An 18629-nucleotide genomic window follows, 5' to 3' on the forward strand; every position below is an offset into this window, starting at 1 on the left:
CGGCTCGTTGTTTCATCAAAGTGTCTTATGATCATGTTACCCGGTCAAGATGTAGGGAGGGCCGTTGTTATCAACAGGCCCTGTCGTCACCGGGGGAGTGACCCGGAACAAAACCGGAGAGTGGAACATGTTCAATACGACAAATGCATCACGCCGTCAGGCACTTAAGTTTCTTGCCAGCGTGCCGATGCTGCCACTTGGCGCTTCCGCGGCCAGCTCGCTTCTGGCGCTTGGGGCAGCGCGGGATGCTGCGGCCGCGCCCGTGGGTTTCGCATCCGCAACCTTCAGCTCCATGGCGGCACCCTCGCTGAGCGATCCGGCTGCGATGGCCACCACCACGGTTGGTTCTGAACTGACGGTCAAGCTCGCCGACGGCAGCAGCCAGGCCTTCAAGCTGTCCTATGAGCCCTTCTTCATCACAGGCGATATGGTGCCGGATGGCAAGGGCGGACAGATTCTCGCCGGTGGTTATTACGACATTCACAACAAGCCCATCATCGATACCTCTGTGCCTGGCAAGGAACGTCAGTTCTTTTCTGACTGTCCCGACGGCACCTCCCTGCTGGCACCGATCGCCGGAGCCAAGGTTGATGGCGTGAAGGGCGATGCCGTATTCGCCGTGGTTCAATTTGAATATATGTCGCGCGATCAAAAAGGTGACGACACCTATGGCCGCATGCCCTCACCGATCGCGGTGCTGACGCTCGATCAGGATCCGGCCACGGGCAAGCTCACTTTGGTAAAATACCACAATGTTGATACCGCTCAGGCGCATGGCCTGTGGATCACCTGCGGTGCCAGCCTCTCACCTTGGAACACCCACCTGTCGAGCGAAGAATATGAGCCCGACGCATTCGCGGTCTCCTCGAACAAGCAGCTGCTGGGCTTTAGCAAAAACCTGTTTGGCGACGAAAAGGCGGCAAATCCTTACCATTACGGCCATCTGCCAGAAGTGAAGGTCAATGCCAACGGCACCGGCACCCTGACCAAGCATTATTGCATCGGCCGCATTTCGCACGAACTGGTGCAGGTCATGCCAGACCAGCGCACATTGCTGATGGGCGATGACGCCACCAATGGCGGCCTGTTCATGTTCGTTGCCGATAAAGAAGCCGACCTCTCGGCGGGTACTCTCTATGTTGCCAAATTTGCCGGCAAGCTTTCCACCAACACGGCCGCATCGCCCGACAAGATCAGTTGGGTGAAGCTCGGCCACGCCACCAGTGCCGAAATCGAGAAGCTCGCCGATACTGTGAAGCCCCAGGATATCATGGAGATCGCCAAGGAAGATCCCAAGGATGCGAGCTTTACCAAGATCGCCATGAGCGGAGGCTTTCATTGGGTGAAGTTGAAACCCGGCATGGAAAAGGCCGCAGCCTTCCTCGAAACCCATCGCTACGCGGCCTTGATGGGCGGCAGCCTGGCATTTACCAAAATGGAAGGCACGACCGTCAATGCGAAGGACAAGGTCGCCTATTCAGCCATCTCCTACATCAAGGACTCCATGGTCAAGGGTGGCAAGGGCTGGTACGAGACTTCGGGCATCGGCTTTGAAAAGCCGCTTGAAGCCGGTGGCATCCTTGCCCATGCAATGGCTGGCGGCCAGAAGGATAGCGGCGGTGCCGCAATCGCCAGCGATTGGGTGCCATTCGAGAGCCACTTTGTGCTTACCGGCGAAGATATTGCCTCCGATGCTCTCGGCAACACGGCCAATCCTGACAAGATTGGTAACCCGGACAATATCAAGTTCTCGGAGCGCCTGCGCACGCTGTTCATCGGCGAGGACAGCGGCATGCATGTGAACAACTTCCTGTGGGCCTATAATGTTGATACCAAAGAACTGTCGCGCATCATGTCGGTGCCGGCTGGCGCGGAATCAACCGGCCTGCATGCCATCGACGAACTCAATGGCTGGACCTATGTGATGAGCAACTTCCAGCATCCGGGCGATTGGGAAAAAATCCACTCCAAGGTGAAGGATACGCTCGATCCCCTGGTTCGGGCCAACTACAAGGACCGCTTTGGAGCGGCCGTCGGCTATTTGACGGCTGATGCGACGAGCATCAAGCTTGAGAAAGCCTGATCGTGATGTGATGAGCCCTTGATGGGACGCAGGCTCGCTCCACCGCGTTTCATCGCGGTGGAGAGACAACTCCGGAATAGAGAACCAGCCGAAAAGTGGGAACTGGCCGATCTTGGTGTTGATTTGACCCCTCATCGGCCAAAGCCCCACCTTTGCCTCAGGTTCGTATTCTCAGGGCTGTCTCCATCCTGTCGGCGATTTGGGTGACGATGTAGGCAATGACCATGTAGATCACCACGGCAATGATAAAGGCTTCCAGATAATAAAAATTCAGCGCGGCGGTGAGCTGCGCTTGGGCAAAAATATCAACGACCTCGATTGCGAAGCCGAGAGAAAGTGCCTTCATGATCACCATGATCGAATTGGCAAAATCGGGAATCGCTGCCACAATGATTTGCGGAAACATCACTCTTCGGAACAATTGGCTGTTTTTGTAACCAAGCGATAGAGCCGCATCGGATTGGCCTTTATCAAAAGAATTCAAGGCACCCTTGATAATTTCAGCCTGAAATGCGGCAACGCAAGCCGTCAACGCAACAACCAGGATGACCCAGTTGGGGGTGGTGTGTCCGTTGAAAGCGATGCCGACCAATGAAGCAAGAAACTGTAATGTCGGTGGAAGACCATAATAGGCGAGAAAAATGACCACCACCATGGGCACACCTTTGAAGATGACCTTGTAGGTGGTCACGATCTCTCGCAGCACCGGGATGCGTCGATATTCAATGAATGCAAACAGTCCGCCGATGAGCGTTGAGAGCACAAAGACAATAAACGCCATGGCGAGTGTGACGGGCACGGCGCCCAGAATTTCCCAAAGATCCGGGAGCAAGACTTCAGTATTAAACATAGGCTGATGCCCTTCTCTATCAAATTCTGGCTCTCTATCAAATGCTGGCGATCCGTGCGGCCCTGCCCGTCACGGTTGTCGGCACATACATGGGTGAGCGGCGCTCAAACATGCGCACAATGAGCCAGGCGATCAGGCACAGCAGCGAATAAATCACCGCCAGAACCAGATAGGTTTCGAACTGATATTGATTATAGTCGCGCTCCATGACCAGATGGGCCGTTGCCATCACGTCAGCAGCACCGATATACATCACCAGCGCGACATTGTGGATCAGATACATGATGGCGTTGCCATAACCGGGCAAGGCAATATGCACGGCCTGCGGCCCGACAATGCGGGTCACTTTTTGGCCAAATGTGTAACCAAGGCTGTCTGCGGCGTCATGCTGCCCCCGTTCCACGGCCAGATAGGCGGGCCGCATCACCTCTGACAGATACCCTCCGTGATAGAGGCTCAACCCCACCATTGCCGCCACGTTTGCGGATAGGAAATCCTTGATGCCGAACAGACTGAACAGCAAAGGCAGCCCATAGAAGGCAACGAAAAGCTGCAAAACCACGGGAACACTCCGGGCATAGGACACGTAGAGGTCGGCCAATTGGCTGATCACCAGCACCCTGCGCACCCGAAATGTTGTGGCGATAAGAGCGAGGACGAAACCGACGATCATGGCAACAAACATGATCGCGAGTGTCAGCGGCAATGCTGAGATCAGCTCGGGAATCATTGTAGAAAAATCCACTTTGAAACACTCCTTTTTGCAATTCAGCTTTGCCGCTGATGATAGAGTTACTTCATATAACTGGCGATGTTTTCGCCGAACCAGGTTTGCGACAGCTTGTCGATCGTGCCGTCGTCCTTGAGTTCCTTGAGCGCCTTGTTGACGTCATCAAGCAGCGCCTTGTTCTCGTCGGACTTATGGATCAGAATATAGGTGTTATTGATCGAGACCGGCTCGGATGCTTTGATGTCCAGCTTTTGATTGTCGATCACTGTTTGCTCACCCAGATTGGATGGCAGGATCAGAGCGTCATACTTGCCGTTCTCCACTTCTTTCAAGCGGTTGGGATAGGGAATGCCCGCGCTGGAGGTGGAAATGTCAACCTTGTGGTCCGGGTTGTCTTTCTGCCATTGGGTCACAAACTTGTAAACGCCGCCGCCAGCCGTAACAGGCACGATCCGCTTGCCAACAAGATCCTTCATGCCGTTGATATTGCTATCCTTGCGGCTATAGATCTTCATCATGCTGGCACCCATCGGGTTATCCGGAATGAGGAACTGTTTGGCGCGGGCTTCCGACTTATAGTAACCGCCAGTGATCATGTCATATTTGCCGGTGGCGAGGCCGGTTTCCTGAGCAATGTCGGCGGCACCTTCCATCTGGAACTTGTATTGCGGCAGCTTTGCATTGATGGCCTTGAGCAGGTCAGGCTCATAGCCTTGTGGCTCGACGCCAATTGCGCCCCAGGACAATGGTTTGGATTCGGCAGCCGTCGCGATCTTGATCGTCCGAACAGCAGTTTCAGCATAGCCTACCGTTGTTGTCACAAGGGCCATGACCACGCCGCCAACGGCGGCAAGACCGAAATGCCGGCGCGTGAAAGAGGCTTTATAAGACATATCTTTACGTTCTCCTGTGATCGGATCGTGTGCTGGAGTCTGTCAGGTTCAGATTGAACCAGACAGACTCCCGATTCTTTTGTTTGAGTTTGTCTGATCAGAAAAACCGGATTCCACTTTTCCCTGACAAACTCTATTGAAGTGAGTGTTCAGATTTCAAAAATTGAGCAAGGCGGGGTAGTGAGGGGGCTTCGAAAATCTCTTCCGGACTGCCATCGGCTGCAACAACGCCTTGATCCATAAAAACAATTCGGTTTGAGATATTCTTGGCAAACTGCATTTCATGGGTCACAAGCAAGGAGGTCAGCCCGGATGATGTGACATCCTTGATTACTTTCAGCACCTCGCCCACCAGTTCGGGATCAAGCGATGAGGTTGGTTCATCAAACAGCATCACATCAGGCCGAACGGCCAAAGCGCGGGCAATGCCGGTTCGCTGAAGCTGTCCGCCAGAAAGCTGGGATGGGTAATGATCCTGCCGCGACGACAGGCCCACACGCTCCAGCTCCTTGAGAGCAATTTCCCGGGCCTCTTCCTTGGATTTGCGCTGCACAACCACCAGCGGGTCCATGACATTCTGAATGACCGTCATGTTTTTGAAGACGTTGAATTGCTGAAAAACCATCGCGGTCCGCAGACGGATCGCCTGCACCGTGCTTTTGTCAGCATGCTGATAATCCATCTTGATCTGATCAAATGTGATGGTGCCAGAGCTTGGCTTGGCCAGATAGTTGATACATTTCAGCAGTGTCGTCTTGCCAGTGCCGCTGGGGCCAATGATCGACACCACATCACCGCGTTTGACAGACAGGTTAACGCCGTTCAGGATATTTGAGCTTCCGTAGGACAGCTTTAAATCTTTGATCTCAAGCATTTCTGATGGGTGTCCTTTCGGGTGTGAGACAATGGTTCATGGGCATTTCAAACCCTTTTTTCCCGTCATTTGCCGCTATCGGCATGGCCAAGAACATGCATCAGCCTGTTTGCCCAACCGAAGATCGAGATGGCGTGAATGAGATCAATGATCTCGACATCATCCATGCCAATGGCGCGCAGTGCCGCGATGTCCTCTTTGCTTGCCTCTGATGGTGCCGCGGACAGACGGCGGGCAAAGGCGTAAATTGCCGCATCGCGTGGCCCCAGCGCTTCAGGTCTGTTGAAATAGAGCGCTGTGACCACATCATCACTCTTGGTCAGCTCAGCATGGCGGCGGGCATGCACAACGGCGCAATAGGTGCAGCCATTGACCATGGAGGCTCCCAGCGCGCCCAGCTCCCGATCCGGCCGCGCAAGCCCGCCGTCCACATACATGATGGCGTTGAACAACACGGTGCGGGCAACGTAACTATCGGGATCATGCACCAGCGTGCGCACATAGTCCGATACTTTCTTAGCCGATGGCGTGACCTTCATCGCGTCCAACTGCTCAGGCGTGGCGTCAGCAAGCTCCACCGGGGCAATATGCGGATGCCATGTCAATGGCTTCAAACGAACAGAGCCGATCATAGTGACCTCATCAAGCGCAAGCCAGTCGCCACGCGGGTCTGGAAGTTGACGAAGGCGATCAGCTCGGAAAGAGCGACGATTTGCGGATTGTTCAGACCGGCTTGCACAAGCCGTTCAATGTCGCTGGCTTGCGCCGCGCGCGGCGTCAGCGTGACCAGATCAACATGGCGGGCAATGGCTGCCAGTGGCTCATCCAGTTTGGTCTCGCCTTGCGCCAGCGCCAAAAGCTGTTCTGACGGATCGAGCGCTAAAAGTTGCGCATCATAATCATCCATCAACACCTGATCTGCATTCAGCGCGGCCATCCGGCGGGCCAGCGCAAGGCGCAGATCAACCGCAAGCCCTTGATCCTGCGCTGGTTGCAACACAGACAGACGGCACTGCTCGCCGCCTTGCACGAATTCGGGACGGAACCGCCTTGCCTTGAAAACCGAATCCTCCGGCGAAAGACCGGCCACCTTGTCCATCGCGTCCATCACAACGCAGTCTCCTTTTTCAGTGTGGGTGTTGAATCCACCCACTCATCGCCCTGCAGTTCCGGGATGTTGTATGCCACCAGATTGGCAAAATGGGCTTCGACATCCTCCGCAAACAGCGATGCCGCAATGCCCCGTACCAGGCGGTCGGCACCGGCACTGACTGCCGGAATGTCACCGGAGACCTTACCGTGGGTGAGCATGGCGGCATCATTGAAACAGTGGATATGCGACAGCATCGGGCAAGAGCCAGCAACCCGCTCCTTGAATTCAAACGCCGGACCAAGATCGGGCGCTTCCGCCATGCTCTTTCGCGCATGCCCCATCTCAGGCGTGTAGCGGCCATCCGACCAGCTCCGAATATGGGGGGCAAGGGCTGCAAATTCCGGGCGACCGTTGAAATCGTTTGAAAAGCCGGTTGCGGCGATCAGAAAATCGTAGCGCATCGACCCTTGCGTGGTCTCAATCAACAGGCCATCGGCATCGTCCTTGACGGAAAGAATGCCGCAATCGAGAAAAAACCGGGCATTGTCATGGCGCGAAACGCGCAGCGTGGATGAGCGTGGCGGCGGCGTTTGGGTCTCAGCTGTGTAATCGACAAATTTCCACTTCCAGGCATCCGGCAATTGGTGCATGCCATGCACAACGCCCTGGCTGCCAATGCCCGTCATTTTGTTGATGCGGGGCATTTCCTTGCGGCGGATCAGCAGATCAACAGCGCCCGCGCCCGCTTCAAGCGCTGCGGCTGCATTATCCATGGACGAGGCACCGGCACCGATGACCGCGACGCGTTTGCCTCTGAGTTTGTCGAAGTCAATATCGTCGGCGGAATGCGCCCAACGGCTGCGGTCAACATTTTTGAGGAAATCTGGAACGGAAAACCCACCCAGCCCGGAGCGGCCTGTGGCCAAAACCAGACGGCGGGTCAAAACCCGGCCTGTCTCTGCCCCCTCAACGTCGATTGCGATGAGATCGCCCACTTCGGAGATACCCGTCATCCGCACGCCGTTTTGCACCGGCAGATCAAGCACCTTTCGGTACCACACCAGATAGTCCATCCACTGATCCTTGGGGATCTTGTCAAGCGATTGCCAGGCCTCATCGCCCCATTGCGCTGTGAACCACGCGCGGAAGGTCAATTGGGGCAGGCCCAATGACGGGCCAGTCAGGCCCTTGGGTGAGCGCAAGGTCTCCATGCGGGCAAAGGTCACCCATGGCCCTTCAAGCCCTGCGGGCGCTGCGTCATAGGCAATCACATTGGTAATGCCCGTCAGGATCAACTTGGCAGTTGCAGCAAGCCCGCACATGCCAGCACCAATGACAACCACATCCCGAACAGGCTGGCCATCATGGGAACGCGCAGGCACCCAAGGTTTGGCTGGTAGTTCAAGATATGCAAGATCCTGCGCAAGCCTTGCCTCCAGTGAAGCGAGGCCGGTTGCTATGGAGAGAGAAGGAGTGTGCTTCATGTTGGTGTTCCGCTGTGTTCGCCCAAGACCGGACCTGTCACCAATTGCCCGGACATGGCCGGATCGAGTTTCTTGAAACCGGCAATCGAGCGCTCTGCCACCACTTCCACGGACTCAATCAACGCCTGCGTGATCGGGCGAAGAGGCCGGTTTTCGGCAGCGATCACACCCCAGTAGAATGGAACTGTCACGTCGATCGGGCGGATCACCACACCGGGCAGGCTGAGGCCATAGGCGGTGACGGGGTCAATAATCGCCGCAACCCCTGTTTGGCGCACAATCTGAAGCGCCCCGTAGGAAATATTGGTGCGGATCACCGGGCCGGTCTCAATGCCGCGCGCCGCCAGCGCCCTTGCGATATGCAGCTGAAAACGCAAGGGATTGAGCATGGTCGCAAGGCGGCGACCAGCAAAGGCCGAGAGCGGCACAACATCAAGATCCGCCAACGCATCGTCCTCACGAAGGGCCACGACATCGGGTGCCGAGTAGAGCCTGAGAACATTGAGGCCGGGCGTGTCCAGCGGCAGGCTTGAAAAGCCGATTTCTGCCCGGCCACCACGCACTTCCTGGGCAACGACATTGGGCAGAAACTGCCCCAGATGGGTCTCGTGCGGCAGCTCTACCCCCTTGAGTTCCGCCATCGCGGTGGGGATCAGGCCGGTGCCAATCGCAGAGGTGGTGACAATCTGCAAAATACGCCCTTTGCCAGCCGCAATGGTTTTGGCGCGCGCGGCAAGCTCGGTGAAGGACATCAGCAGACGCCGCGCTTCTTCTTCAAAAGCCACGCCTTCTTCAGAGAGCTGCACCCTGCGCCCGACCCGATGGAACAGCTCAAAACCCAGCTCTTCTTCCAGATCCTGAATAGTGCGCGTCACGGAGGGCTGCGAACATCCGAGCATATCGGCAGCCTTCGTCATGCTGCCACTGGCCGCAACCGCAAGAAAGGTCTGAAGATCGCGCGTTTCCATGAAGCTCTACAATGCAATTTTTGAATGAATTCGAGCATCTCATACTGATTTAACATGTGTCAAGCGGAAACGACTACGCTTTAAGCACTGCCATTCCTGCCCATTTAATGGGCCAGTTTCTCGTCAAAATTGCTCACAGGCAGGCAACCCCGCATTCCACTGCATAATTCCTTAAATCGGATTTGATTTGAGGAATTATGCCGCAGATTTAAAGCGTTACAGCGTCCTTTACGCGCCATATAGCGGGCATCAACGTCCTCAATCGCGATTGAGAACGACTTGAAACAGGTTTCAGGTCTCGCACACCGTGCCGCCTGCCATCATCGGCGCATGAAAACACATCTCAATCTGGTCAGCGAGCAGGACCGAAAAATTGCCGATACGCTCAAGTCCCTGTCACTTGCAGCACCCCCGCACGACATCGTGCCGCCGAAACCACAACGTCGGCGGCCAGCTCTCTTCTTTCTGGCTGTTGCGACGTTAGCAACCGCCGCAGGTGTCATGGCCTATCCGTCAGGTGTTGCGGACGGCATCGGGGCCTTGCTCCACTTTATCCCTGATGGGGCGTATCCAAACGCGGGTGCCGCCCCTGCCCCAAGGCAGGTCGATCTATCTGCGGGCGCGCTCACAGAGGAGCCTGGCGGCATTCCGGCCCCTCTGCCACTGGCCCGCGAGATCACTGGATCTGGCTTTGTCGTTGCACCAAAGACGACGACAATTTTCTCCAAATATGAAGGGCGGATCACGCATATTTCAGTGGAGCCGGGCGAGCATGTCGAGAAAAATCAGGTTCTGATTGAGTTGGAGGATGCATCTGCCCGTTTTGCGCTGGAGCAAGCCTATGCTGCAAAGGCAGCGGCTGAGCTTGTGCTTGCGGCACGCACGATTGATCTGGTCCAGGCACGCGCCTCGTTTGAGCGCAGCAAAACCCTCACGGCCAGTAATGCCGCATCAAGGCAAGCATTTGAAGACGCGCAAACCGCGCTGGATCAGGCGGTGAACGCACGGGCGCAGGCGCAGCAATCCATTGCCAGCACAGAACTCTCCATTCGTATCGCGGACGAAAAGCTGGCAGCACTGACCATCCGCGCCCCCTTCTCAGGCACCGTCACCCGTCTCGATGCCCATGTTGGCGATATGGTGCTGGCACGCATCGATAGCGTCCGTGAAAGCCTCAGCCTGGTGACACTCACGGATACAGAGCACCTCGTGATTGACGCAGATGTTGCGGAAACCAGCATCGCCTCGCTCAAGCCGGGACTTCGCGGCGAAGCCGTGCTCGATGGTTTTCCCGAACACCCCTTTGCCGTTGAAATTTTGCGGCTTGCGCCAATTGCGTCGGCGGAAAAAGGCACAATCACACTGCGCCTGTCGGTGAATAATCCACCAGCCGGCATTCGGCCAAACATGGCCGCGCGCATTCGCATCTCCCTTCATGACGCAGGAGAAGCTGCCCGATGATCGACAACACACAACAAGCAGACGCCTATATTGCCCTCAACGGTGTGAAAAAATCCTACAGCATCGGCGGTGAGCTGATCTCGATTTTCTCGCACCTTGATCTCTCCATCCCGCGCGGCGATTTCGTGGCGGTCATGGGGCCATCAGGCTCGGGCAAATCGACCTTGCTCAACATGCTGGCCGGAATTGATCGGCCCGACGCCGGAGCCTTGCGCGTCGGCAGCAGCCGGTTAGACCAGATGGGCGAGGCCGCGCGCTCATCCTGGCGGGCGCATCACATGGGCATTGTTTTTCAGTTCTACAATCTTTTGCCGATGCTGACAGCCGCCGAAAATGTTGAGTTGCCGCTGCTGTTAAAACCCTTGTCGCGCAAGGAGCGGCGCATCCGGGTGGATAAGGTTCTTGATCTTGTTGGCCTTGCGGGGCGTGAAAAGCAATATCCGATGATGATGTCTGGTGGCCAACAGCAGCGAGTGGGCATCGCCCGCGCCATCGTCTCTGATCCGGGTCTGCTTTTGTGCGATGAACCAACCGGTGACCTCGACCGCAAATCCGCCGACGATATCCTTGCCGTGCTGCGCTTTCTCAACCACGAGCTCGAAAAAACGATTGTGATGGTGACACACGATCCACAGGCAGCACTTTTTGCCAAGCGCACGCTGCATCTCGACAAAGGCAATTTCATCGAAGAAGAGAGGGTTGCCTGATGAGTTTTTTCGATCTCGCCCGGAAAAATGCCTGGAGAAAGCCGCTGCGCACCATGCTTCTCATGGTCTGTATTGCCGTCGCCTTTCTGATTTATGGCCTGACGGCAAGTTTTCTCGATGGCACGCAGGGTGCATCTGCCGCCAGCGATGACATCCTGGGCGTGATGAGCACAAGTGGCCGCGCCCAACCCTTGCCGCTTGCATACATGTCACGACTTGCGGCAGAGGCCGATATTGCCGGATTGGCCTATATAACCCGGCTGCGCGGCTTTGTCGGTCCTGAGAAAAACACCGTCGCCATCAGCGCAGGAGATCCAAAACTGTTGATGGCCGCCAACGGTAAAAGCCTCGGCCTGACACCAGCTCTTCTTGACGCAATTGGTGTGGCCCGCAACAGGATTCTCGTTGGGCGCGCCCTTGCCGACGCGCAAGGGTGGGTAACGGGCCAAACGATCACCGTGACCGCTTTTGATACTGCCCGACAGGACGGCAGCCGCGACTGGCGTTTCGACATTGCGGGTATCTTCGATGGCGAGAACGCATCCACCGACACTTACTTCATCATTGCCCGCTACGATTATGTGAATGCGGCGCGGGCCAAGGGAAAAGATAGCGTCGATGCCTTCATTGTTCGCCCGCGCCCCGGTGTGCGTGCAGGCGATCTGGCCGCCCGGATCGATGCGCTGTTTGCCAATTCTTCCGCACCAACCCGCACGCAATCAGAAAAGCAGTTTCTCGAAGCGTTCCTGCGGCAATATGCCGATGTCGGCTTGATCGTTCATCTTGTGGTGGGTGCCGCCTTTGTCACTCTTCTGATGATCGTGGTCAACACCATGGTGTTTGCGGTGCGTGAGCGCACATTTGAAATCGGCCTGCTCAAAACACTTGGCTTTTCGCAACCTGTCATCGCTGGCCTCGTTCTTGGGGAAACCCTGTTTATCTTTATCACCGGTGGAATTGCCGGCCTGGTCCTGGCCAAAGCGGCAACCCTGTTTGCCGGTTCCGATCTCGGGCTGGTTTTCTCGCCACCCATAGTCGCCAAGGCTCTTGCCATCATGATCACACTTGGTCTCGCAACAGGCCTGTTGCCCGCCATGAATGCCATCCGAACCCCCATCATCAAAGCGTTCAGAACGAGGTAACCCCATGCCATTTCCGATCAAACAAACACAGGTGATGATCCGGGCCACTCTCTCTAGCCTGCCACGCCGTGTCGCAATTTCGCTGTCCATGGCGCTGTCCGTTGCTCTTGTGGTCTGCGTGCTTGCCGGGTTTCTGTCCTTGGCAAAAGGGTTTGAAAAGGCACTGGCCGGGGCGGGATCACCCATGGTGGCGGTGGTGCTCGGCGGCGGCACCCATCAGGAAGCGGCATCGGATATACCGGCCGCATTTATCCGCACCCTTGAGGCCATGAGCGGGGACATCGGTGTCACCCGCGATGCGAAGGGCCAAATCATCCTGTCGCGAGAAATTGTCGTGCCGGTCGACATCAAGAATCCGGCCGATGGAACCGCACAAACCTTGGCCCTGCGCGGGATGGATAGCGCAGGCACAACAATCCGCGACGGTATCAACCTCTCCGGTGGCCGGTTCTTCACACCCGGCACGCGCGAAATTGTCGTTGGCAACCGCTTTGCCCATGAGTTTGGTCTCGGCCTTGGTGATACTGTTCGGCTCGGCGCATTGGAGTGGACGGTCACAGGCCATTTTTCGGCCCATGGCAGTGCCTTTGAATCAGAAATATGGGGCAGTATCGATGCCGTTCGCTCTGCCTTCGACCGACAGGGAGAGGTTCAAAGCCTCAGGCTGCACTTGGAGGACGCGAGGTCTCTCGCGCTCTTGCAGGAAAAGCTTGCAACAATTGCCACCGCACCGACTTTCGCCCTGTCCGAGGCCGATCTCTACGCCGGCCAATCCCAGCGCACAGCACAGCTGATCCGCCTGTTTGGCTGGCCACTTGCGCTTCTCATGGCTATTGGGGCAACGGCTGGCGCGCTGAACACCATGATGAGTTCCGTTTCTGATCGAACTGTGGAGATTGCCACGGTGCGCGCACTTGGCTTCAGCCGCCTCTCCGCCTTCATGGCAACATGGGTTGAAGCGATACTGCTTGCAAGCGCTGGCGTGATGCTGGGTCTGGCCGCCTCATGGCTCGCCTTCAATGGCTGGCAGGCAAGCACCCTCGGTGCGAACAACACCCGCATGGCCTTTCAACTTGCTGTCACTCCGGATGTTATGGTGACCGCAGGTCTTCTCGGCCTGGCCATTGGCATTTTGGGCGGTGCCCTTCCGGCTTATGCCGCAACAAGGCTTCCGCTCGCAGCAGCGCTGCGCGCACGAGGGGCGTGAGCCACCTCCGGTGTCTGCCACGTCCAGATTGAACCGGTTTGGTTTGCCTTGCCTTGCCTGAGCCCTCAGGCGGGTGCGTCCCCAATGGCGAAAAGCCAAATTCTTGCCCCGGAAGCAACCCCGGATTTGCGGCTCGATCGTCTTGTCTTCGTCTTTGGTGTTGTCGTCAGCAAGCGCCTCGCAGGTTCAGTCTGAACCCTACAGAATCTTGTTGACGTATTTAATGAACGCGTTTATTGAACGCGTATACAAAAGGAGACACCATGCCACGCCACTCATTGACCGAGCAGGAGATTGCCGATTTTCGGGCGGTCATTCAGCGCCACGCGATTGTTATTGCCAGTGAGGTCGGGCTTGTCGGCCTGTCGATGCGCAAGCTTGCCGACAGCCTTCATCTGACGGCGGGCGCTCTTTATCGTTACTACCCCAGCAAACGGGAGTTGATCCTGGATTGCTGCTCGACGGCACTCCTTGCCCTGAAGGAGCGCTTTGCTCACAAACAAGAGGCCACTGAAAGTCCCATCGGCATCATCCGGCATATGTTGCATGCCTATGCCGATTTTGCGCTGGAGGACAAAGACCGCTTCCGGTTGATCTTCCTCGAAAATGACCAGGGTGCTACGGCCTCTCTGGAGGCGGATGCTGAGGCGATGGCCCCTTATTACATGCTGAAATCCGAAGTTTTGAAAGCTCAGTCTCAGGGTCTTATCCATGCTTCAGATCCTGATCTTGTAACCAATATTCTGTGGGGCAACGTTCACGGCATTATCACCCTCGCATGCACGCTGAACACATTTGAGCTGGGAGACATCAGCCAGCTGCTGGATGAAAGCATCAGCTACCTGTTTCGCGGCATGAGCCCGCAAGGAGTTTAGCAATGACATTCTTCTTCAAGACATCACTTCTTCTCGGCGGGGCGATGCTGCTTCTGTCCGGGTGTTCCGAGGAGCAACCGGAGGCCAAGGCACCACGTCCCATAAAGTCTGTGGTGGCCCAGGTGCGCCCGCTCGGCGAAACCGTGACACAGATTGGCGAGGTCAAGCCACGCTATGAAACGCCCTTGTCCTTCCGCATCAACGGTCAACTGTTGACGCGGGTCGAAAACGGCACCGCGGTCAAGTCCGGCGACATTCTCGCCAGCATCGACAAAACACCGTCGCGCAACAATCTGCTCACCGCGCAGGCAGATCTCGCCACAGCACAATCCGGTTACGATCTTGCGCAGACGACAGCGGATCGCAACCGCGAGCTCTTCGCCAAGAACATTATTCCCCGCGCCCAGATGCAGGAGGCAGATGCCAATCTTCAGAGCGCCCGCGCCCGTGTCGATTCTGCCCGCGCAGCCCTCGCCAATGCTCAGGAAACGCTCTCCTATACCGATCTCAAGGCACCACGCGATGGCATTATCTCCGCTGTCGGTGCCAATGAAGGGCAGGTGGTGGCAGCTGGTCAGATGGTGGTCACTCTGATTTCCGACCGCGAGCGCGATGCCGTGTTCGACATTCCCGAGAAATTGATGAACGCCCGGCTTGAAGCGCCTCCGGTCGAGGTGCGGCTGATCTCTGATCCCGCCGTCATCGCAAGCGGCAAGGTAAGAGAAGTCACACCCTCCGCCGATCCGGTCACGCGCACCTTCCGGGTCAAGGTTGCGCTTGATGACCAGGGCAACAACATGCAGTTCGGTGCGGCTGTGGTGGGCACCATAACGCTTTCGCCCAAGCCGCTTGTGCAGTTGCCAGCGTCTGCGCTCACCAGCAACAAGGGCAATCCGGCGGTTCTGGTCTATGACTCCGCAACCCACAAGCTTGCTTACAAGGCCGTTACCGTCGAGCGTTTCGATGAGCGGGATCTGTTTATCTCCAACGGCCTTGCCAATGGCGATATTGTGGCCACCGCTGGCGTCAGCAAGCTGCGCGATGGTGTGGAAGTGCGGCTGGAAAGTGAGGGCAAGTGATGAGTGTTTCCAATACCCCTCCCCGCAAGGCGTTCAACCTGTCGGCCTGGGCGCTGAAGCACCAGTCCTTCGTTGTCTTCCTGATGATTCTCACCGTCCTTGGCGGCATCTGGAGCTATGACCGCCTCTCGCGCAACGAAGATCCGCCGTTTACCATCAAAACCATGGTGGTCTCGGCCGTCTGGCCGGGTGCCAGCACCACGGATACTGTCAACCTTCTGACCGACAAGCTGGAAAAGAAGCTTTCGGAAACGCCGTATCTCGATTTTACCCAGAGCTATTCACGCCCCGGCCAGTCGGTCATCTTCGTCAACCTGCGTGACAGTGCACCGCCGGAAAAGGTTGCGGGCATCTGGTATCAGGTGCGCAAGAAGATGCAGGACATTGTGCCCACGCTGCCGCAGGGCGTGCAAGGCCCCCTCTTCGATGATGAATTCGGCGACACGTTTGGCAGCATCTATGCCTTCCATGCCGACGGTTTTTCCAAGCGCGAACTGCGCGACCGGGTGGATGCGGTGCGTGCCGAAATCCTGTCGGTCAAGGACATTGGCAAGGTCAATGTGCTGGGCGTTCAGGAAGAGGAGATCGTCATCGAATTTTCCTCCAGCAAGCTTTCAAGCCTCGGCATTGATCCGGCTGCCGCAGTTGCCGCCATTCAGGCGCAGAATGCAGTGACGCCGACAGGTATCGTGCGCACGCCGCAGGATAATATCTCGCTGCGCGTCAGCGGAGCCTTCGTGTCGGAAAAGAGCCTGCATGATCTGGTCTTCAAGGTCGATAACCGCTTTATCCGTCTGGAGGACGTGGCAACGATTTCACGCACGCTGGTTGATCCCCCAGCGCCTGCGGTGCGCGTCAATGGTCAGCCTGTTCTTGCCCTTGCCATTTCCATGGCGGCCAATGGCAATCTTCTGGAATTCGGTTCAGCCGTGAAGGCGAAAATGCAAGAGATTGCGGCGCAATTGCCGCATGGCATCGAGATGACGCAGGTCGCCGATCAGACAACCGTGGTCAAGGAAGCCGTCGGCGGCTTCGTCAAGGTGTTGATCGAAGCCATCGTTATCGTGCTGGCCGTGTCCTTCGTGTCGCTCGGCACCCGTGCCGGGCTCGTTATCACCGCCTCCATTCCGCTGGTGCTGGCCATGACCTTCTTTGGCATGGACCTTGCGGGCATTGGCCTGCAACGCATCTCGCTCGGTGCCCTCATCATCGCGCTTGGCCTTCTGGTGGATGATGCGATGATTACGGTGGAAACCATGGTGTCGTGCCTTGAAAACGGGCAGGACAAATCGGTCGCTGCAAGCCATGCATACGAGACGACAGCCTTTCCCATGTTGACGGGCACCCTCGTGATGATTGCAGGCTTCATTCCGGTTGGTTTTGCGGCCTCCAGCGCTGGCGAATACACGTTCTCGCTGTTCATGGTGGTCTTCATCGCCCTTGTGGCATCCTGGATTGTCGCGGTGCTGTTTTCGCCCATTCTCGGCACCTGGATTTTGCCGAACACAATGAAGCACGCCGACCACGAAGGTGGCCGCGTCATGAAGGCTTACCGCAAGAGCCTTGACTGGTCGCTCAGCCATCGCTGGCTGACGCTGGGCATTGCCCTTGCGCTTCTTGTTCTGTCCGGCTTTGGTGCCACACGGCTGGAACAGCAGTTCTTCCCGGCCTCCGACCGTCCGGAACTTCTGGTCAGCCTGACATTGCCGCAGAACGCCTCGCGCGCTGCCACCGATGCACGGGCAAAGCAGTTGGAAGACCTTCTCAAGGCGGATACGGATGTTGACCACTTCACCACCTATGTCGGCTCCGGCTCGGTGCGCTTCTACCTGCCGATGGATCTCCTTTTGGAAAACGACAATGTTTCCGAGACGGTAATTGTCACCAAGGGTGTGAAGGAGCGCGACGCGGTGCGCGCGCGCCTCGAACAGGCGATGACACGCGACTTTGCGGATGTCATCACGCGCGTTTCGCCGCTGGAGCTTGGTCCTCCGGTTGGCTGGCCACTGAAATTCCGCGTAACCGGTCCTGATTATGCCAAGGTCCGCGAACTGGCGCTGCAGACGGCGTCTGTTGTTGATAGCCATTCCCTGACACGCGATGTCAACATGACAGCCGGCGAGCCGCAGCGGCGAGTCACCGTGGTGGTCAATCAGGTCGAGGCACGTGCGCTCGGCATGAGTTCACAGTCGGTGGCAAGCGAAATTGCCGCGATCTTCGCTGGCTCGACCGTGACAACGGTGCGCGACGACGACCGGCTGGTCAATGTGGTGGTCAAGGGTATCCAGGCCGATCGCACCTCGGTTGACACCATCGGAAACCTGCAACTGCGCACCGGCGATGGCCGAAGCGTTCCGCTGCGCCAGGTGGCCAATGTCGATTACGGCTTCGAAGAGCCGGTGATCTGGCATCGTCAGGGCAAGCCGATGATCATTGTGCAGGCCGATGTACCAAAGGGTGTTCAGGCTGCAACAGTTGCGGGAGAGCTGGACGCCAAACTGAGCAGTCTGCGTGCAAGCCTGCCGATCGGTTATGCCATCACCGCCGGTGGGATTACGGAAGAGGCCGCCAAGGGCAATTCCTCGGTGTTTGCCGTGGTGCCGGTCATGCTCATCGTCATCATCTTCCTGCTGATGGTGCAGTTGCAAAGCTTCTCGCGCATGGCGCTTGCCATGGCCATGGCACCCTTCGGCCTCATTGGGGTGGTGGCGGCCATGCTGCCCACAGCAACCCCCATGGGCTTTGTGGCACAGCTCGGCGTTATCGCGCTGTCCGGCATGATCATCCGCAATGCCGTCATCCTCATTCAGGAGGTTGATCAGAACGTGGCACTTGGCCAGCCAATCCGTCAGGCCATCGTTGCGGCAGCCGTGCATCGCGCGCGCCCCATCGTGCTGACCGCACTTGCCGCTATTCTGGGCATGGTGCCGATTGCGATGCAGATCTTCTGGGGGCCGATGGCCTTTGCCATCATCGGTGGTCTGGCCGGTGCCACGGTGCTGACATTGACCCTTCTGCCCTGCCTGTTGTTGTGGTTGTTGACGGCGCAGGCGGACAGGAAGAACGACCCGCACAAAACCTACGTTGGGAATGACAAAGCTGAGATGCATGCGCATTGACAGCCACGTCAGCACATCAGCCGCGCCGCGCATGGTGCGCGGCCCGCTATCCTTCAGACCAGAA

General features: G+C 57.1%; 16 protein-coding genes. 8 read left to right on the forward strand and 8 right to left on the reverse strand.

The annotated features are described in order from the left end of the window. Nucleotides 1-127: 127 nt before the first annotated feature. Nucleotides 128-2083: a PhoX family protein gene (locus BJF95_RS03220; RefSeq protein WP_075638015.1), complete on the forward strand. Its 1956-nt coding sequence runs from the start codon at nt 128-130 to the stop codon at nt 2081-2083. Nucleotides 2084-2240: 157 nt separating this feature from the next. Here the strand turns inward: BJF95_RS03220 and BJF95_RS03225 are convergent, their stop codons facing one another. From BJF95_RS03225 to BJF95_RS03260, 8 genes are all read right to left on the reverse strand, one after another. Beyond that, entirely contained in the window at nt 2241-2933 is a 693-nt protein-coding gene (locus BJF95_RS03225) for an amino acid ABC transporter permease (RefSeq protein ID WP_075638016.1), read from the reverse strand. A 37-nt stretch (nt 2934-2970) separates the two neighbouring features. Beyond that, nucleotides 2971-3678: an amino acid ABC transporter permease gene (locus BJF95_RS03230; protein ID WP_075638017.1), complete on the reverse strand. Its 708-nt coding sequence runs from the start codon at nt 3676-3678 to the stop codon at nt 2971-2973. A 47-nt stretch (nt 3679-3725) separates the two neighbouring features. Next, a complete protein-coding gene (locus BJF95_RS03235) occupies nt 3726-4556 on the reverse strand; it encodes a transporter substrate-binding domain-containing protein (protein WP_075638018.1) in 831 nt (276 codons plus the stop codon). A gap of 133 nt (nt 4557-4689) precedes the next feature. Further along, nucleotides 4690-5430: an amino acid ABC transporter ATP-binding protein gene (locus BJF95_RS03240; RefSeq protein WP_075638019.1), complete on the reverse strand. Its 741-nt coding sequence runs from the start codon at nt 5428-5430 to the stop codon at nt 4690-4692. Nucleotides 5431-5495: 65 nt separating this feature from the next. After that, nucleotides 5496-6062, reverse strand: a complete 567-nt coding sequence (locus tag BJF95_RS03245; protein ID WP_075638020.1) for a peroxidase-related enzyme — start codon at nt 6060-6062, stop codon at nt 5496-5498. Beyond that, nucleotides 6059-6538 carry a CMD domain-containing protein gene (locus tag BJF95_RS03250; protein WP_245297227.1) on the reverse strand — a complete coding sequence of 160 codons (480 nt, stop codon included), beginning with the start codon at nt 6536-6538 and terminating at the stop codon, nt 6059-6061. Before BJF95_RS03250 ends, BJF95_RS03245 begins: the two co-directional genes overlap by 4 nt. Then, complete coding sequence (locus BJF95_RS03255) at nt 6538-8007, reverse strand: NAD(P)-binding domain-containing protein (protein WP_075638022.1); 1470 nt, start codon at nt 8005-8007, stop codon at nt 6538-6540. The genes BJF95_RS03250 and BJF95_RS03255 overlap by 1 nt, the downstream gene beginning before the upstream one ends. Beyond that, nucleotides 8004-8975 (reverse strand): LysR family transcriptional regulator, encoded by a 972-nt coding sequence (locus BJF95_RS03260; RefSeq protein ID WP_075638023.1) that lies wholly within the window; start codon nt 8973-8975, stop codon nt 8004-8006. The genes BJF95_RS03255 and BJF95_RS03260 overlap by 4 nt, the downstream gene beginning before the upstream one ends. A gap of 330 nt (nt 8976-9305) precedes the next feature. Between BJF95_RS03260 and BJF95_RS03265 the strand changes: the two genes are divergently transcribed. The 7 genes from BJF95_RS03265 (at nt 9306) to BJF95_RS03295 (ending at nt 18565) form a co-directional block, all read left to right on the forward strand. Continuing rightward, on the forward strand, nt 9306-10436 hold the full coding sequence (locus BJF95_RS03265) for an efflux RND transporter periplasmic adaptor subunit (protein WP_083638679.1): 1131 nt from the start codon (nt 9306-9308) through the stop codon (nt 10434-10436). Beyond that, nucleotides 10433-11143, forward strand: a complete 711-nt coding sequence (locus tag BJF95_RS03270) for an ABC transporter ATP-binding protein (RefSeq protein ID WP_075638025.1) — start codon at nt 10433-10435, stop codon at nt 11141-11143. Before BJF95_RS03265 ends, BJF95_RS03270 begins: the two co-directional genes overlap by 4 nt. Continuing rightward, a complete protein-coding gene (locus BJF95_RS03275) occupies nt 11143-12285 on the forward strand; it encodes an ABC transporter permease (protein WP_075638026.1) in 1143 nt (380 codons plus the stop codon). Before BJF95_RS03270 ends, BJF95_RS03275 begins: the two co-directional genes overlap by 1 nt. Before the next feature lie 4 nt (nt 12286-12289). Further along, nucleotides 12290-13492, forward strand: a complete 1203-nt coding sequence (locus BJF95_RS03280; protein ID WP_075638027.1) for an ABC transporter permease — start codon at nt 12290-12292, stop codon at nt 13490-13492. A 263-nt stretch (nt 13493-13755) separates the two neighbouring features. After that, nucleotides 13756-14367 (forward strand): TetR/AcrR family transcriptional regulator, encoded by a 612-nt coding sequence (locus tag BJF95_RS03285; protein WP_075638028.1) that lies wholly within the window; start codon nt 13756-13758, stop codon nt 14365-14367. A 2-nt stretch (nt 14368-14369) separates the two neighbouring features. Beyond that, nucleotides 14370-15446, forward strand: a complete 1077-nt coding sequence (locus BJF95_RS03290) for an efflux RND transporter periplasmic adaptor subunit (protein ID WP_075638029.1) — start codon at nt 14370-14372, stop codon at nt 15444-15446. After that, a complete protein-coding gene (locus tag BJF95_RS03295; RefSeq protein ID WP_075638030.1) occupies nt 15446-18565 on the forward strand; it encodes an efflux RND transporter permease subunit in 3120 nt (1039 codons plus the stop codon). Before BJF95_RS03290 ends, BJF95_RS03295 begins: the two co-directional genes overlap by 1 nt. Nucleotides 18566-18629: the final 64 nt, after the last annotated feature.

The sequence above is a fragment of the Rhizobium oryziradicis genome, from assembly GCF_001939045.1.
Classification (GTDB): Bacteria; Pseudomonadota; Alphaproteobacteria; order Rhizobiales; family Rhizobiaceae; genus Allorhizobium; species Allorhizobium oryziradicis.

Bases quoted from the DNA above. Each gene is read 5' to 3' on its own strand.
- BJF95_RS03270 (WP_075638025.1), top strand. From the start codon at position 10,433: ATGATCGACAACACACAACAAGCAGACGCCTATATTGCCCTCAACGGT.
- BJF95_RS03280 (WP_075638027.1), top strand. From the start codon at position 12,290: ATGCCATTTCCGATCAAACAAACACAGGTGATGATCCGGGCCACTCTC.
- BJF95_RS03285 (WP_075638028.1), top strand. From the start codon at position 13,756: ATGCCACGCCACTCATTGACCGAGCAGGAGATTGCCGATTTTCGGGCG.
- BJF95_RS03275 (WP_075638026.1), top strand. From the start codon at position 11,143: ATGAGTTTTTTCGATCTCGCCCGGAAAAATGCCTGGAGAAAGCCGCTG.
- BJF95_RS03220 (WP_075638015.1), top strand. From the start codon at position 128: ATGTTCAATACGACAAATGCATCACGCCGTCAGGCACTTAAGTTTCTT.
- BJF95_RS03260 (WP_075638023.1), bottom strand. From the start codon at position 8,975: ATGGAAACGCGCGATCTTCAGACCTTTCTTGCGGTTGCGGCCAGTGGC.
- BJF95_RS03245 (WP_075638020.1), bottom strand. From the start codon at position 6,062: ATGATCGGCTCTGTTCGTTTGAAGCCATTGACATGGCATCCGCATATT.
- BJF95_RS03240 (WP_075638019.1), bottom strand. From the start codon at position 5,430: ATGCTTGAGATCAAAGATTTAAAGCTGTCCTACGGAAGCTCAAATATC.
- BJF95_RS03235 (WP_075638018.1), bottom strand. From the start codon at position 4,556: ATGTCTTATAAAGCCTCTTTCACGCGCCGGCATTTCGGTCTTGCCGCC.
- BJF95_RS03225 (WP_075638016.1), bottom strand. From the start codon at position 2,933: ATGTTTAATACTGAAGTCTTGCTCCCGGATCTTTGGGAAATTCTGGGC.
- BJF95_RS03295 (WP_075638030.1), top strand. From the start codon at position 15,446: ATGAGTGTTTCCAATACCCCTCCCCGCAAGGCGTTCAACCTGTCGGCC.
- BJF95_RS03290 (WP_075638029.1), top strand. From the start codon at position 14,370: ATGACATTCTTCTTCAAGACATCACTTCTTCTCGGCGGGGCGATGCTG.
- BJF95_RS03255 (WP_075638022.1), bottom strand. From the start codon at position 8,007: ATGAAGCACACTCCTTCTCTCTCCATAGCAACCGGCCTCGCTTCACTG.
- BJF95_RS03265 (WP_083638679.1), top strand. From the start codon at position 9,306: ATGAAAACACATCTCAATCTGGTCAGCGAGCAGGACCGAAAAATTGCC.
- BJF95_RS03250 (WP_245297227.1), bottom strand. From the start codon at position 6,538: ATGGACGCGATGGACAAGGTGGCCGGTCTTTCGCCGGAGGATTCGGTT.